Origin of the sequence: Pseudoalteromonas sp. A757 (assembly GCF_004103285.1) — a bacterium.
Lineage (GTDB): Bacteria > Pseudomonadota > Gammaproteobacteria > Enterobacterales > Alteromonadaceae > Pseudoalteromonas > Pseudoalteromonas galatheae.
Genome location: NZ_QNQN01000052.1, coordinates 12,711 through 27,809 on the forward strand (window position 1 = coordinate 12,711; position 15,099 = coordinate 27,809).

Genomic DNA, 15,099 nt, shown 5'->3' on the forward strand with positions numbered 1-15,099 from the left:
GCGACTTAATTCGAGTCATGAAACTATTTCTTTACAGCTAATAAGACCAGATTTAGCAGCAAAAGTTTCATTCGCTATTCGGTGTTAGAAGTTAAATCTAACCCCCGCGCTAAAGCGCCTTCCATCGGCATAGACACCTGTTAGTGCCTGCTCAACTCCCTTTTCCTGATAGCTAAATGTATGTTCATCCGTCAAGTTGATGGCCTCAAGAATAAATGCCACATTCTCATTGTAGTTATAGGTGAGGTTGGCATCTACTTGACCATAATCGTCAATGTATCCTGGCCAGTCGCGACCTGTATCATACCCTGTTCTGAAGTTGTATGAGATACGGGCACTAATGAATTCGTTTTCATAATAAGAACTCAAGTTAACGGTATGCTCAGAGTTGCCTGGGATAGTGATGTCGTTACCTTCATCATCTTTGGCTTCACCGTCTACATAGGTATAGTTAGCTGCAACGCCAAAACCTTCGTATAGCTCTTGTTGATAACCCACTTCTAGGCCTTGAATGCGGCCTGCTTTCCCATTAACAGGGCGGCTGATCAGCACTTCTTTACCTTCGTGAGTTTCAAGTGCTGGTTGGCTCTCGATAAACGACTGAATGTCTTTGTAGAAAAATACCGCAGAAAACAGACCTGCGTCACTAAAGTACCACTCGATACCGGTATCAAACTGCGTCGCTCGATATGGGTCGATGTCAGGATTACCACCAGTGCCAGTTTGTGTTTCTAGGTTGTATGAAGTTGATGCCGTCATATCGGCGTAATCTGGGCGAGACATAACTCGTGCGGCAGAAAAACGCATTAATAAATCGTCATCTAAGTCAATCGCCAAGTTAATGCTCGGAAGAATGTCGAAGTAGTCCTTTTCTTCCGTTGTCCATACCTCAGCACCGGACTCACCTGCAAACGCGGATGAGGTTTGCTTGGTATTTACAAGTCTTACACCTAAATTACCGCGTAGGCCATCTGCATCCAGGTTCGCTTTAATGTAGCCTGCGGTAATTTTTTCATTGATATCGAAAGTACTGGCCTTCAACACTCGGTAATTCCAACCCAGCGCATCACCTTCTTGGCGTATTTTATCTGAATCAGTAATTGCATAGCTGCGCGTTGTGCCCGATGAGCCTATGCCTGATAGGTAATCAGATGGCATGGCTTTAGAGTAGTCAGCTAGACTCCAGTTTAAGTCGGTACGATTGTCCGTTGTGTGCTTAGTATTAAAACGACTGTGATCACGGTATTTAAAGCCGACTTTTATCTGGCTGAAGATAGCAACATCAATTGGACGCTTAAAATCGGCTTGAAAGTAAGTTTCATCATCTTTCGCGTCATTGCTGTCATAGCGTAAAAAGCCTAAATTCCATTTATCACCATCGTTTGGATCGGCAGTGTAACTGGTCTTTACGTCTTCCTCTTGTGACGCATCAAAGCTGTGAATATAGTTACCTTCCCAACCAACGGAGCGATCCGCTTGTGAACCCCCCGAACCTTCTGTGTAACCTAAGTGATATGAAGATTCCCAAAGTTGCCCTTGATGCTCAACTTTTAAGTCGTACGATTTGGTTTTGAGCTCAGAGTTACGTACTTTGGTCTCATCCAGAATGTTATTCCCATCTGGAGATAATCCAAGTGTACCGCCGACGGCCATCTTTCCAACTACGGGGTGGTCGATAACGGTAATGTCAGTGTATTGTGAGCCGCCGTAACCGGGTAACCAGAGGAAGTTTTGGTTTTCATTATCGGCTTCAAGCGTAGAGTCTAACGCATTGAATACAATGTCCATATTTTCACTTGGACGATATTGCAAGGCGAGGTTTATACCCGTGCGCACGCGCTGCTGTGAGAACATAGCTGAGCCACCACCGCCAGGGCTGTAGACATTGTCGACGACGGTACCGTCTTCAAGTGTGATATCACGATAGGTCCAAGACCATGCTTCAATACCATCACGGCGTAAGTTACGCTCTTGGCGCACAACGGAAAGTAAGGCGCCAAAAGACTCATCATCGGTCTTAAAGTTGTACATAGCAGAAAGTTGCGGGTCGGTTTCACCTGATACTTCGCTGTGCTGTGCGATAATTGAACCTGCAATCTTATTTGCTTCTAAATCAAGCGGCTTACGAGTTCTCACAATCACGGTTCCACCAATAGAGCCTTCGTCAATATCGGCTTCGGGTGATTTGTAAACTTCAAGCCCAGAAATGATTTCAGAGGGTAACATCGTATAGTTAAAACCACGGCTCGCCGCTGAGTTGGTCCACCAATCCGCAGAACCAACGGCTTGACCATTCAATAAGGTCCGGTTTTGGCTTTCACCTGTGCCTCGAATACTAACGCGTTCACCTTCACCAAAACTACGGGTGATTGAAACACCAGTAATTCGTTGTAGTGATTCGGCAACGTTTTGATCTGGAAATTTGCCAATGTCCTCGGCTGTTACTGCATCGACAATGGCGTCAGAGTATCTTTTTGTATTGAGTGATTGAACAACGCTACCACGGATCCCTCTGACTTGAATAACTTCAACGTCACCATTTTTAGCTGCTTTTTGATTATTGCTTTCTTCAGCGAGTGCTAGACCCGGTGCAAAAAGTACCGAGCCGAGCAAAGATTGGCTGATTAATACAGCCAGTTTTTTCTTATTATTGCGAAACATACATTCCCCTTGAGTGCATATACCAATTAGCCTTAATACTTGCTCAGTTTGAAGGAGTAAATCTGACGCTAACAGCGTTAAAAATTTCTTATTTAGAGCAACTAAATAGCAAAATTTTTGCCTTGTTATCGACAAGGTTTTCTCGCCTCAAAATAGACCACTTAATTAAGATAATTGGTATTACTTGTGATTGAGAGGTTGACCTCGAGAAAGATTAAACACCAGCGGGGTTTGTTAAATCTTGAATTGAAATGAATAGTTATGAATTTAACGATTTTCTAGTTTAATTATCTTTATTTAATTGAAATATATGGATATAAAATAATTTAAGTTGGAAGTTTTGTGGTTTAAGTTAAGTTTACTGGAATGGTTTTGCTTGATTTTTTGTTAACATTCACAACTACAAAGAACTGGAAAGTTGCCTTTCCAGTTCTTTTCGAATGTTATAAGCTCTTTTTAGGTGGCAGCACAACGTTTGAGAAGATGAGGCCAGCGATAAGAGACATAAATATTAAGAAGGTTTGTTGGCCAATATGATCCGCATGAACAAAACTTTGACCTTCGATCAATGAATTAAGTCCAATATAGGTTTTAGAACCAGGGACCAACACAATCAAACCTTGCATCGCCACAATGGACGCTGGGGCATTTACCACACGGTTAAAGATATTACTAAAGACACCCACTGCAAATGCACCAACAAAAGTACCAAGTGCGTAATCAAAGTAAACCGCAGAACTGATACTGGCTGCGTAGGCGATAAAGCCTGATGCGAGTGACCAACTTGCATGGCGTAGTTTTGTTCTAAAGATAACAACTAGGCTGCTACAAAGTAATAGTACTGCAAGCCAAGCTGTCCAGCGCGGTAATGGTGATGGTTGTATAAAATCAACTTGACCAAAAAACGCAAAACCTAAACTGATCCCCAAAAATGCACCGAAGTAGAGCTTAAAGAGCAACATAATAGAGTCCATGACTCTTGCGGTACCTGACACTAAGTGCCGAGCCGATAATTCAGCAAATCCAAGTGCCAGCGCCAAGCCAGGTATAAACACGATAATGGCTGAAAGTACTACCAAACGGATGTTGACCTGCGGGTCAATGTACACAGACACTGCGCAAGCAGCAACCGCTGATACGATGGCGACCAAAGGTTCAAGCATATGTGTTACGCGTTTGGAAATACTCGCCCAAAGCACGAATATGTAGACCACAAGCGATATTAGTGCTGACCACCAAACGTCATTCCAGCTAGTTCCCATCAGCATCGCAAACGCACCACTTGAGGTTGCAAATGCAAGACCCGTCATTAACTTATTATATGGGGGACTTGCATGCAAAATGGCTTCAAGGTTTTGTTCGGCTTCTTGGATTGAAAGCTCACCAGATAATACGCGTGTTGCGACGTCATCCGTATCTGCCAATGAACCTAAATCATGATCGCCGGGATCAACACGTGCCACATGGGTATATTCTTCTTCATGACCTTCGGTCCAAATTACAAAAGTGACCGATGTCGGAGACATAACAAAGGAAGACTTTAGCCCTAAGTGAGTGGCTATTTCCATTAAATGTGCTTCGAGTCGATAGGCAGGGGTACCGTATTTGTGAAGCATTTTGCCTAACTTCACAATAAAGCGGCGTTTCTCTGTGAAGGTTGCGTTATTCAACGAAAAAGAACCTTAAATGTGTAATGCCAATTCTACTGAATGAAGCGAATTGGCGAAAATGTTAAAAAAGTATGGTGTTTGAAATTAAAAAAATCAAACAGAGCTCATCATGGGTACGCGCTGCTAGTAAGATACATATCACTCTAGATTTTAGTGATGTTTTTGCTCACGAATTTGATATTCGCAACAGACTATTTGCATAGGTAAATTTGGCGGCCAAGATTGCTGCGAATTCTATCCAGATTCTCAGTAATGTCTATAGTTTTGGCCGCAAATATTTGCATTTTTTATAAACAGGTATCAGCGCTACATTTATTGCTAAGTGCTAAGAGTTACGATGATTCTCTGATCTGTAATGACACATCCACTAGGGTTCTAACGGCAGGTTGCGATTTGTTTAAAATTTCGGATAGTGTATGGCATGTTCGCTTACCTATATCGTCGGCATCAATTCTGACACTCGTTAATGCGGGTTTCATAAGTTGAGAGTCTTGCAAGTCATCAAAACCGACAACTTTGATGTCCTCGCCAGGCACCAGTCCGTGTTCGCGCATGGCTTCAATTGCACCGTATGCTATGACGTCACTAAAGCAAACGATAGCTTTTATCTCTTTATGGTTAGCAATGAGGGTATTAAACGCTTCTCGGCCCCCTTGACGATTGGTTGGAGCAGCGATTGCGGGTTGCGCTTCATTTAATCCATTGAGCTTTAAAGCGCTTTGGAAGCCAGATAGTCGCTCATGGTAATCTGAAATTTCGGGAGTACCACCTAGAAAAGCAATGTCTTTTATGCCTTGCTCAATGAGGTGGGTCGTTGCTAGGTGAGTCCCTTTTTTATTGTCAGGTAGAATACAGGGGGCTTTAGCAAAGGCCACTTCACGCATAATGGTAATAACTGGAAATCCAGAGTCAGCCAGTTGATCCAGCCACTCTCGTGGGGTACTTGGTGCAGGCACCATAACAAAGGCACAAACATTGTATTCTTTTAGTGTGTTTACGACTTGGCGCTGGCGACTAAAATCTTCACCTGTATTTACCAGCATAGGCACCATACCTAATGCGTAAATATGCTTTTCTAATCCGACGGCAAGCTGAGCAGAGTACGGGTTAGTTAAGTCGTTGATAACAAGCGCAACAAGATTAGACTTTTTACTACGTAGCGCTGCTGCATCGCGATTATAAACGTAACCCAGTTTTTCGATTGCTTTTAGTACTTTCTCTTTGCTTTTATCGCTGACTTTATCACTATGGGTTAGGACAAGGGATACTGTTGATTTAGAAACTTGTGCCTCTTCGGCAACATCAAAAATGGTAACCTTAGCGAGTTTTTTATCGTTGTTCATGCTAATTCGTATCAATTATGGCTGGTTAAGTGACTAAGTGTACATCAAGTTTTCATCGCATTAAATCGCAAATCTATGCACATTTCCCGATAATCGTTATATGATCACCCGCTAAACGCCGAAGATAGGTAAATACAGTGAAATTATTAAAACAAATCACATTTATCATATTAATGACCGCCGTATCATATACGGTATGTGCACAAGAGCAGGGCTACATGACACCTTCGCCAGAGCTGGCAAAGCTTGTCGATGCGCCATTGATCCCAACCTCTAAATTGAGTGCGAATGGCAATTGGTTGGCATTGTTACAGCGCAATAGGGTGCTTACGCTCGAAGAGCTTGGGCAGCCAGAACAAGCGCTTGCTGGGATAAAGTTCAATCCGAAAACCTTTATGAGGACCTCCAGCCGCCAATATAGTTCTATTGAGTTTAAACATGTGGCAACCGGTGCTTTAGTTAAAGTGACAGGTCTACCAAAAGGCAAGATCAAGTCGCCAAGCTGGAGTGCAGATAGCCGCTATCTTGCGTTTATTCTTGAACAAGAGAATAGTGCTACGCTTTGGACTTACGATATTGAGCAGCGTAATCTTAAGCAGCTCACTCAATCAACATTAAATGGCGTGGTGACTTCAACTCCGTACCGCTGGCTGCCAGATAGCACAGCAATTATTGCGAATATTGCTATTAATCATGGCAAACAACCAAGCGCAAAAGATAAATCTAGCTTAACGCCAATCGTACAAACCACATCAGGTAAAAAAGCATCAACACGCACTTATCAGAATTTATTGTCTAGTCCTTACGATATTCAGCTATTTAAGTTCTATTCTGAGGGACAGTTAATTAAGCTAAACCTGAATGCTAATGCGCAGCAAATTGGTAACCCAACATACCTTAAACACTTCTCGGTTTCGCCAGACTCTACCAATCTAGTGGTTGGTATGATGGCCGATCCTTTTTCATTCCAAGTGCCTTACAGCCGCTTTCCAGCGGTATGGCAAGTGTGGGGAATGCGCGGTTATCCATTATTTGAAGTTACAAGGCAGCCACTAGCCGACGCACTGCCTGCGGGCTTTGATAGCGTGAGAGAAGGGCCGCGAAAGATCCAGTGGCGTGACGACCATGGCGCGACGCTAATATGGGCCGAAGCGCAAGATGGTGGGGATATGAGTGCGAAGGTTGACTATCATGACCACCTTTATACGATTAGTTCGCCATTCAAAAAAGAACCTGAACTTTTCGCAAAAGTAGAACGTCGTTTTTCGAGTATTGAATGGGCCGATAATAATGTTGCGATTTTGAATGAATGGCGCTTTGCCGATCGCAGTGTCCGTTCGTCAGTATTTTCTCCGCGTAATCCAGAGCAAAATCGAGTGGTGTTCTCAGAGCGCAGTTATAATGATGCATACAAAGATCCTGGCAACTTTGTATATGAAAATAGTGATTTAGGTTCAAGAGTATTGAAGCTAGTTGGAGGCAGGTATTTGTTTTTAACGGGCAACGGTGCATCTGAGAAAGGCAACATTCCTTTTTTAGATCGTTTTGACGTAAAAACCAACACTTCAACTCGTATTTGGCAGTCGAGCGAACCTTATTACGAAAGAGTGCGTGCAATGTTAGATGACGAAGGTATGCGCTTTATTACCGTGCGTGAGTCACGCCAAGAACAACCTAACTTTTTTGTCCGTGATTTGCAGTTTGATACTTTGGAGCAGCTAACTAAGTTTGCGCACCCTTATCCTGCATTTAAAGGCGTTGTAAAAGAGCAAATCAAGTACAAACGTGATGATGGCGTTGAGCTGTCTGGTAATCTTTATCTTCCCACTGATTATGACCCATCAAAAGGTCGTATACCTGTGCTGATGTGGGCTTATCCGCTTGAGTTTAAAGATAAAGCCGTTGCTTCGCAGGTGCGCGAATCACCTTACCAATTTCCATATATTGGCTATTGGGGACCAATGCCGTATTTAGCAAAAGGTATTGCAGTTTTTGATGATCCGACGATGCCGATAATTGGGGCAGGTGACGCGCAACCAAATGATACATTTAGGCAGCAATTGGTTGCCAGTGCAAAGGCAGCTGTTGATACCTTAGTAGAAAAAGGGATAGCAGATCCTAAGCGCATTGCGATTGCAGGGCATTCTTATGGAGCATTTATGGTGGCTAACTTACTCGCCCATAGTGACTTGTTTGCCACTGGCATTGCGCGAAGCGGGGCATATAATCGCACCTTGACGCCGTTTGGTTTTCAGGGGGAGCCGCGTAACTTCTGGGAAGCGCAAAACGTCTATGCCAACATGTCGCCTTTTTTCCACGCGGAAAAAATCAACGAACCTATGTTGATGATCCATGGAGAGGAAGATCCAAATTCAGGTACTTTTCCTATGCAATCTAAACGTATGTTTGCTGCAATGAATGGCTTAGGTGGTAATGCAAGGCTAGTGATGTTGCCAGAAGAAGGCCATGGCTATAAAGCACGTGAAAGTATTTTACATGTACTTTGGGAGCAAGAGCAGTGGCTTGATACCTATTTGTTTCCAAAAGAAAAGCAAGAAGATATGGAAGTGTCTCCGACAGAGCCGATTGCTATTTCAACGCAAGCTATTGTTGAGCAGTAAACTCTTTAAGTTAAGCGCTGTACTGCGCTTAGATTAAAACTAAGTAACCTGAACTCTGGATGAAAAGTTAGTTAATAAACTAAAATATCCATGGTTGAAAGTGTAATATCGCTCTAGCAAGATGTTGTTTTTTAATACAAGGCAAATTTGTATGTCAGTAGCTTGTCTATTGCAAACAGATTTAACTCTGTAGTAAGGGGTAACAGCTGCTAGAAAACATGTTGTTATGATGAGTTCAGGTTAATTATTGTTTTTTAGAATGTCAGAAGCTGGATCGAGTTTCTCGTGGTCAATGATAGAGAACAGATATGAACACCGTGCTAAAGGTAGTACACAATGATTGATTTACTCGCTACATTTATTTTCTTTTTTGCTGTTATAGATCCCATCGGGACAGTCCCTGTTTTTATTGCTGTTACTAAAAACTATGACGAAGTACAAAAACGGAAAATAGCCCTTTTTGCCACGCTTGTATCTGCGGCAATTCTGGTCTTTTTTGTTGTTGCAGGTGAACTTATTCTAACTGCAATGGGAATACCTCTGTCTGCCTTTCAGATTGCGGGTGGAATTGTGCTGTTTCTTTTTGCATTGTCGATGATCTTCGGTGAAAGTAAGCCTGAAGAAGAGGTGAGAATGGTCAAAAGTCATAATGATACGGCTATTTTCCCTTTGGCTGTGCCGTCAATAGCTGGCCCAGGTGCAATGCTTGCTGCTGTTTTATTAACAGAAAATGCTAGATTCAATATTTGGGAACAAGTGCAGACGGTTGCTATGATGCTGTTAGTTTTAGCCATAGTGTGTGTGTTGATGTTATGTGCCAGCTTCATGCACCGCATTATTGGTAATGGTGGTGCGAGTGTTATCAGCCGAGTAATGGGATTGATCCTAGCATCCGTCGCGACGACAAATACGCTTTCAGGCTTAAAAGCATATTTTGGATTATAAGTAATCTAGATGATCAGCTTACTTTCTCGTTCGCTTGGAGAGCAGAAGAGGCTTCGTTATCGAAGCCTTCCTTTCTGTGAATTCACTCTTTGCTCGATACTGAGCTGCCAACAGATGCTGTGATCACCATAAAAATGGCAAGCCATTGCCAAACGGTCAGTAACTCTCCAAGAATTAAAAAGCCGGCCAACGCCGCAACCGCAGGTTCAACACTCATTAAAATACTAAACCCTTGTGCAGGTATTTTTCGAAGTGCTACCATTTCAAGGCTATAAGGCAGGGCACTGGATAATAAACCAATCGCGATACCTAATGGGATCAGTGACCAATCAAGCAGTGCAGCACCTTGTGAAACCATACCAAACGGCACGATAGCAAGGGCCGCAACCGTCATGCCGATTGCCACAGTCACCCCGCCGGAACTTTCATTGCCTGAGCGCTTACCATAGAGAATATATCCCGCCCAACAAGCGCCAGCAACCAAGGCTAAAGCAACGCCGACTGGGTCTAAACCATTGACATCGCCAAGATCTGGTAACAATAACAAGATCCCTAAAATAGCAAATGCAACCCACAAATAATCACGTTTCCGTTTAGATGAAAACAGCGCTACGGCAAGCGGCCCGGTAAACTCTAATGCCACACCAATACCAATAGGAATACGCTCAATGGCGTAGTAAAAGGTGATATTCATTCCGCCCAAGCATAGACCATAAACGATAAGTGGTCGCCAGTTTGCTGGTAAATGACGCCAAGGTTTGAACACCAAACATAAAATAAGAGCTGAAAATCCAAGGCGATATGCTGTGGTACCCTCGGGTCCAACAAACGGAAATAACTGCTTGGCAATAGAGGCACCGGATTGAATGGTGACCATAGCGCAAAGCAGGCATAAAATCGCAATGACAAAGTCGCGGCTAAGTAGTGGCATTGAGACCCCAATAAGATAAATAACAAGCTTAAAAATGGCGATATAAGGCTAGTCTAATCGTGTCTAAATAATGGCTCAATTACTTTTGTATATTTTATGCCTTTCTTGGTTTTTGAAATGGTTATTTGTTGATTTATTTACTTTTGATTTTCAGGGTTTTCTTTTTGTTATCGTTCAAATTTTGTTTACGTACTCAGGTAGTTGAGCCAAGCACTTTCATGCCTTTGCATATTTTTATGCTTTTTCGAGTCCAAGTGCGCGAGCTTATCGCTGTCATTGATAAAAGGGCCCGCTCTACAAATGGTGCAGTAATCATCACTCAAATAATTAGGTACTTTGAGCTTTTCTTTGATGGCGTGAGCTGGGTTAACAGACCAATAATAGCTAATACCGCTGGTGTCTTTTACGTGTTTATCACGGTCGACATTACGAATTTGATATTCTGGGAACTGTGAAATCTCAAATCGAGATTGGCCGAGGTAATATTGTTCAAGTCCGTTGATCAGGCTGCCTTCTAAATTCCACTCAATATATGGCTTTACGTCTTTTGAGGTAATGATCCCGAGCTGAGCGCCCTTTGGGTCAAGTGCATAAGCCGTTGCGTTTATTAAGAATTCTCGCAGTAATTTCCGATTGAGGCTGTTAACGCTCAAGGTCTGGTTTTGGAAGCTTTCAAACGAATCAAATGCAGGAATGAGAGGAAATTGAAAAATAACTGCATCAAAGGCATGCGGCGACACTTTTTGCCAACAATGTGCCTCAGTGACATCAAATTGAGTCACTACATTAACCCCTAAATCATGCAGCTTATCAAATGCGTTATCTTGATATTTATGCTTAAGTTCATTTTCACTATCGTACACACTGGCAGTAAGGTGGGCTGGCGCACAATGTTTTGCTAATGAATATGAAAAGCTTAAATCGCCATCGCCAACGGTAAGAATACGCCAGTTTTTATCGAGTATCATGAAACAGTCTAAATCAGTAAAAGGAGGAGTTTATCAAACTAGGCAGTTATCTTGTAGCAATTGGCTCTTTTCTGAAGGATTTATTAGTTTAAAACCAACTAGACAAAATACACCAGTCAAAAACCAAACACCTCCAGCCACAATTGCAAAACTGGTGGTTTTTTCGGGGAAAACTATGGCTAGCGGCAGTGTAATTGCTCCCCTTACTAAACATAACGTTGAAATAGTAAAGATGGCGGGGCGAAGCATAGTTAATGGTTGATCCACTTGAGGGTGGAAAGTGCGTAGGCGGCAGTGGTTAGAAATAATGCAGAGATAAAAACGGTTGCTGTCGGCGCATACTAAGTGCCAGCGATGGCGGAGTCGATAATATCTGTTGGGGCAAGTTGCGCACGATAGCAACTAGCACCCAAATAAATACATGAAAGATGTGCAACTGCGGTAAAAATAGCAATACCCGCGAATGTTGAAAGGAAAATACAGCTTATCAGTCGTTTCGTGTGGTCTTGCATTGATTTCCTTTACGTTAAGCGGGTAAATTGAAAAGCCCTGTAGTGCTTCTTATCAATGCCCTAGTTGATCGAGTAAGTCCATTACTTCAACGCTGGCATGTTCCATTTGGTTAAGCTGTTTAACTGCGCCTTGAGAATCGCCTGCTTTAAACTTTTTCATTGCTTCTACACCAGCTCTATGGACTTCTTTATGCGGAGCTTCTAGGCGTTTAAACGCGTTGTGACCGCCAAACTTTTGGGCGCCATCGCCACCAAACCACTTACCTAAGCGGCACATCGTATGATCGGCAAAGTCGCTGATATTTTTATGGCTATTACCAATAATCACGTTGTATACGTCTCCTTTCCAAACGACATGATCAAGCTTTACGGTCTGGATAAAGGTTTGAGTAGTAGAGACCAAAATGGTGTCTTTCATTGAATCACAACAACTTACAATCCCTTCGTATTCATCGTTTAGGTGTCCAATACTGTCAGATAGCGTGATATTAGACGCTTGAATTTCTTCTACAGCACTCACTGTTGTGTGAGTTGTATCGATGATTTTTTTGACTAAATCGGAGACTTCGTTAGCGGATTCATTGGTATTGGTTGCCAGTGCGCGCACCTCATCGGCGACAACCGAAAAGCCACGGCCTGCTTCACCTGCTCGGGCGGCTTCAATAGCAGCATTGAGCGCTAGCAGATTCGTTTGATCTGAAATTTTTGAAATCGTCGTAACAAAGGTATTAATGCTATCAGCCATCTGTGATAAGCCAGAAATATTGCTAGTCATTTTTTCCATATTGCTGCCGAGCTGCTCCATTCCAGCCAGTATTTTACGCAATGCGGTTTCAGATTTAGAAAAGGCGGAGTTTACTTGCTCAATTGAATGGCTTTCTTCTTCAATACTCATAAAGCTTGCAAGAACAGTTTCTCGTATTCCCTGCACTTGGCTTAATCCATTCAACGCACACTGCAGTAGCTGATTGTCAGTATTATCATTGAGCGCAGCTTGTGTACCTACGATTTCCTGCTTTAATGCCTCATTTTCAGAGGTTAACTGCGCATTAGCCTGTTTTAAACTGGCAACCTCTTGTTGCGCGGCTAATAAGGCTTGTTGGGTTTCATTGTTTGTAAATAATCTTGCAAACATGCTGGCTTACCTTGTAACTTTATTTTAACGCAAGCTTAGCAATCATTCTGCCATAGTGCTACCTCTTTGAGCTTTAAAAAACGTATAAATTTAGAGAAGTTAGTGTAGAATTTGGATTAGGTTTCTGGGCGCTAAGCACCATTGAGATTCTGTCAATAAATCCGTGCTAATGCATCATCCTCTAGCACTGGATCTGAGTGATTTTCCACGTTTATCGCCATACATATGCTCATCGGCTTCGTGGATGATGAGATCTGCTTGTTTAGCTGGGTCAACTTTGACCACTCCAATACTGACGTTAATTTTGTAATCGTCTAATCCCTTTAATAGTGCCGCTCTCACTTCGTCTGTATCTGGAAGCACCGCATTAATATAGGCAATAAATTCGTCACCTCCGATACGAAAGCTGTGATCTAAGCCAAAGTACTCTTTCATATTTTGAGTAAATTTAATTAAAACTTCATCACCAATATGATGACCATAGTTATCGTTGACTTGTTTAAAATTATCTAAGTCTAGATAGAGCAGCCATTGATTATCAAAGCGATGTGCTTGTAAGCCTTCAAAACATGCGCGGCGACTACCAACGCCGGTCATCACATCATGATTTGCCTCATACCGCATCCGCTCTTCTAATAGCTTTCTTCTTTCTACTTCTTTCTTTAGCTCTGTAATACTGGCTCTTTTATTGGTGATCATACAATAAAAGCCAAAGCTGATGAGTAAAAAGCCGATATTTTTCAAAGATGTGTCAAAGCTTAGTAAGGGGATGGAAAAACCGTCGGTAAAATTATCAATAATATCAAGGAGTAGTCCCACACAATACACAAGTAGTGCGAGGCGCAAGAATTGGCTTGCGATTTCTTTGGTGATCAAGTTGAATAAAGTGAAGGAGATACCAAACCAAAATAGCTCTTCGTAGCTCTCGTATTCGTAATGACCGATATAGTACATGTAGCCACCAAAAGCGATGATGGCCACCCATATTACCAGCGGCAGCAAAGTCGTTCTTATCAAAGCGCTGTGACCCTTGGTGATATATATCTTTAGTTATAGTTAATTGAGCTTCAGAAGCAAGTTACTTATGTGTTTAACTCAAGTGCTTGAGCAATCATAAATAGATGGCTAACAAAGACGAGAGAAGTCAATACCGTTCGCATTTTTTGATAGTCTTTATGGTAGTCTCCCCAGCGCGGTGAACTGCGCTCTATAAAATATACAAGCCAATATGCGATAGCGAGATATAGTAGCAGCCATTGTGGTGATACGACACTAAGTAGTGGGTAAGGGATCACGACGATCACGGCAAGTATCGCTTGTTTATAGGTTTGCTCCCCCGCACGCCATAAGTTTCCCGCCATAAAAGCAAGAATCCCCAGACTATAAAATTGAAATGCATAAAGCACATCGTTTGACGCACCTGTCATTAATGTCCACGCGATACAAGCTAAAAAAGGAAGGAAGCCAAAGTAACCAAGTTGAATATGATTGAAGTACGGGTGCATAGTCACGCTCTGCTGTATTTAATTGCTGGGATCATACCGTAATTAACATATTTTTATACTCTTATACTGAATTAGTTGATCACTCAAAAAGCTACTATCAGTTTTTTCGATTACAGTGATTCAAACAATCCATTTTATTTAATCATTACTTCCCCTTATCTTTGTACTCAAGCCAAGGCGAATAACAATCGCCAATATTAATTCAAACTAAACAACAGTGAGGAAAGCGATGAGCACTTCATTAATCAACACAAAAATTCAACCATTCAACGCAACAGCATACCATGGTGGCGACTTCGTAGAAGTTTCTGAGCAGGACCTTTTAGGTAAATGGTCAATCGTATTTTTCTACCCTGCTGATTTCACTTTTGTATGTCCAACAGAGCTTGGTGATTTAGCTGATTATTACGCACAGCTACAAGAAATGGGTGTAGAAGTTTACTCTGTATCAACAGACACACATTTCACACACAAAGCATGGCACGATGCGTCAGAAACGATTAAGAAAATTCAATTCCCAATGATTGGTGACCCAACAGGCCGTATTACTCGCAACTTCGGTGTAATGATCGAAGAAGAAGGATTAGCACTTCGTGGTACTTTTGTAATCAACCCTGAGGGTGAAATCAAAGTTATCGAAACGCATGACCTAGGTATTGGCCGCAGCGCTAAAGAGCTAGTACGTAAAGTACAAGCTGCTCAATACATCGCATCTCATGATGGTGAAGTATGTCCTGCGTCTTGGCAGCCAGGTGAAGAAACATTAGCACCTTCACTAGATCTAGTTGGCAAAATCTAAATTGTCATA

13 protein-coding genes are annotated in these 15,099 nt (G+C 42.3%); 4 read left to right on the forward strand and 9 right to left on the reverse strand.

The genetic code is table 11. The features are described from left to right. Window positions 1-84: 84 nt before the first annotated feature. The 3 genes from DRB05_RS01975 to DRB05_RS01985 all read right to left on the reverse strand — a co-directional run bounded on the left by DRB05_RS01975 (window position 85) and on the right by DRB05_RS01985 (window position 5,674). Window positions 85-2,661 carry a TonB-dependent receptor gene (locus DRB05_RS01975; RefSeq protein WP_128725445.1) on the reverse strand — a complete coding sequence of 859 codons (2,577 nt, stop codon included), beginning with the start codon at window positions 2,659-2,661 and terminating at the stop codon, window positions 85-87. 443 nt (window positions 2,662-3,104) lie between these two features. Continuing rightward, window positions 3,105-4,331: a threonine/serine exporter family protein gene (locus DRB05_RS01980; RefSeq protein WP_128725446.1), complete on the reverse strand. Its 1,227-nt coding sequence runs from the start codon at window positions 4,329-4,331 to the stop codon at window positions 3,105-3,107. Between the two features lie 332 nt (window positions 4,332-4,663). Further along, on the reverse strand, window positions 4,664-5,674 hold the full coding sequence (locus tag DRB05_RS01985) for a LacI family DNA-binding transcriptional regulator (protein ID WP_128725447.1): 1,011 nt from the start codon (window positions 5,672-5,674) through the stop codon (window positions 4,664-4,666). Between the two features lie 173 nt (window positions 5,675-5,847). Here DRB05_RS01985 and DRB05_RS01990 point away from each other — a divergent pair, with 173 nt between their 5' ends. Together DRB05_RS01990 and DRB05_RS01995 are read left to right on the forward strand one after the other, a co-directional pair. Then, window positions 5,848-8,295 carry a prolyl oligopeptidase family serine peptidase gene (locus DRB05_RS01990; RefSeq protein WP_209319229.1) on the forward strand — a complete coding sequence of 816 codons (2,448 nt, stop codon included), beginning with the start codon at window positions 5,848-5,850 and terminating at the stop codon, window positions 8,293-8,295. 336 nt (window positions 8,296-8,631) lie between these two features. Next, complete coding sequence (locus DRB05_RS01995; RefSeq protein ID WP_128725449.1) at window positions 8,632-9,240, forward strand: MarC family protein; 609 nt, start codon at window positions 8,632-8,634, stop codon at window positions 9,238-9,240. Window positions 9,241-9,322: 82 nt separating this feature from the next. On the opposite strand, the gene DRB05_RS02000 is transcribed toward DRB05_RS01995, so the two are convergent. Then, a complete protein-coding gene (locus tag DRB05_RS02000) occupies window positions 9,323-10,171 on the reverse strand; it encodes a DMT family transporter (RefSeq protein ID WP_128725450.1) in 849 nt (282 codons plus the stop codon). Between the two features lie 185 nt (window positions 10,172-10,356). Beyond that, complete coding sequence (locus DRB05_RS02005; protein ID WP_128725451.1) at window positions 10,357-11,139, reverse strand: Rossmann-like fold-containing protein; 783 nt, start codon at window positions 11,137-11,139, stop codon at window positions 10,357-10,359. Here DRB05_RS02005 and DRB05_RS22875 point away from each other — a divergent pair. Next, complete coding sequence (locus DRB05_RS22875) at window positions 11,138-11,401, forward strand: hypothetical protein (RefSeq protein ID WP_240036188.1); 264 nt, start codon at window positions 11,138-11,140, stop codon at window positions 11,399-11,401. The two genes, DRB05_RS02005 and DRB05_RS22875, sit on opposite strands and share 2 nt — an antisense overlap. 79 nt (window positions 11,402-11,480) lie before the next feature. Here DRB05_RS22875 and DRB05_RS22880 read toward each other — a convergent pair whose 3' ends face one another. The 4 genes from DRB05_RS22880 to DRB05_RS02025 all read right to left on the reverse strand — a co-directional run bounded on the left by DRB05_RS22880 (window position 11,481) and on the right by DRB05_RS02025 (window position 14,291). After that, window positions 11,481-11,651 carry a hypothetical protein gene (locus DRB05_RS22880; RefSeq protein ID WP_239966246.1) on the reverse strand — a complete coding sequence of 57 codons (171 nt, stop codon included), beginning with the start codon at window positions 11,649-11,651 and terminating at the stop codon, window positions 11,481-11,483. 52 nt (window positions 11,652-11,703) lie between these two features. Then, a complete protein-coding gene (locus tag DRB05_RS02015; protein ID WP_128725452.1) occupies window positions 11,704-12,786 on the reverse strand; it encodes a methyl-accepting chemotaxis protein in 1,083 nt (360 codons plus the stop codon). Between the two features lie 174 nt (window positions 12,787-12,960). Continuing rightward, the gene (locus DRB05_RS02020; RefSeq protein ID WP_240036189.1) at window positions 12,961-13,767 is read right to left on the reverse strand and encodes a GGDEF domain-containing protein; all 807 of its coding nucleotides are present in this window, start codon (window positions 13,765-13,767) and stop codon (window positions 12,961-12,963) included. A 101-nt stretch (window positions 13,768-13,868) separates the two neighbouring features. Then, complete coding sequence (locus tag DRB05_RS02025; RefSeq protein ID WP_128725453.1) at window positions 13,869-14,291, reverse strand: DUF3429 domain-containing protein; 423 nt, start codon at window positions 14,289-14,291, stop codon at window positions 13,869-13,871. A gap of 229 nt (window positions 14,292-14,520) precedes the next feature. On the opposite strand from DRB05_RS02025, the gene ahpC reads away from it, so the two are divergent. After that, window positions 14,521-15,090 carry an alkyl hydroperoxide reductase subunit C gene (gene ahpC / locus DRB05_RS02030; protein WP_128725454.1) on the forward strand — a complete coding sequence of 190 codons (570 nt, stop codon included), beginning with the start codon at window positions 14,521-14,523 and terminating at the stop codon, window positions 15,088-15,090. Window positions 15,091-15,099 lie beyond the last annotated feature (9 nt).

Coding starts and splice junctions, on each gene's coding strand:
- DRB05_RS01985 (WP_128725447.1), bottom strand. CDS start 5,674: ATGAACAACGATAAAAAACTCGCTAAGGTTACCATTTTTGATGTTGCC.
- DRB05_RS02015 (WP_128725452.1), bottom strand. CDS start 12,786: ATGTTTGCAAGATTATTTACAAACAATGAAACCCAACAAGCCTTATTA.
- DRB05_RS02005 (WP_128725451.1), bottom strand. CDS start 11,139: ATGATACTCGATAAAAACTGGCGTATTCTTACCGTTGGCGATGGCGAT.
- DRB05_RS01990 (WP_209319229.1), top strand. CDS start 5,848: ATGACCGCCGTATCATATACGGTATGTGCACAAGAGCAGGGCTACATG.
- DRB05_RS01995 (WP_128725449.1), top strand. CDS start 8,632: ATGATTGATTTACTCGCTACATTTATTTTCTTTTTTGCTGTTATAGAT.
- DRB05_RS01975 (WP_128725445.1), bottom strand. CDS start 2,661: ATGTTTCGCAATAATAAGAAAAAACTGGCTGTATTAATCAGCCAATCT.
- DRB05_RS02000 (WP_128725450.1), bottom strand. CDS start 10,171: ATGCCACTACTTAGCCGCGACTTTGTCATTGCGATTTTATGCCTGCTT.
- DRB05_RS22875 (WP_240036188.1), top strand. CDS start 11,138: ATGAAACAGTCTAAATCAGTAAAAGGAGGAGTTTATCAAACTAGGCAG.
- DRB05_RS02025 (WP_128725453.1), bottom strand. CDS start 14,291: ATGCACCCGTACTTCAATCATATTCAACTTGGTTACTTTGGCTTCCTT.
- ahpC (WP_128725454.1), top strand. CDS start 14,521: ATGAGCACTTCATTAATCAACACAAAAATTCAACCATTCAACGCAACA.
- DRB05_RS22880 (WP_239966246.1), bottom strand. CDS start 11,651: ATGCAAGACCACACGAAACGACTGATAAGCTGTATTTTCCTTTCAACA.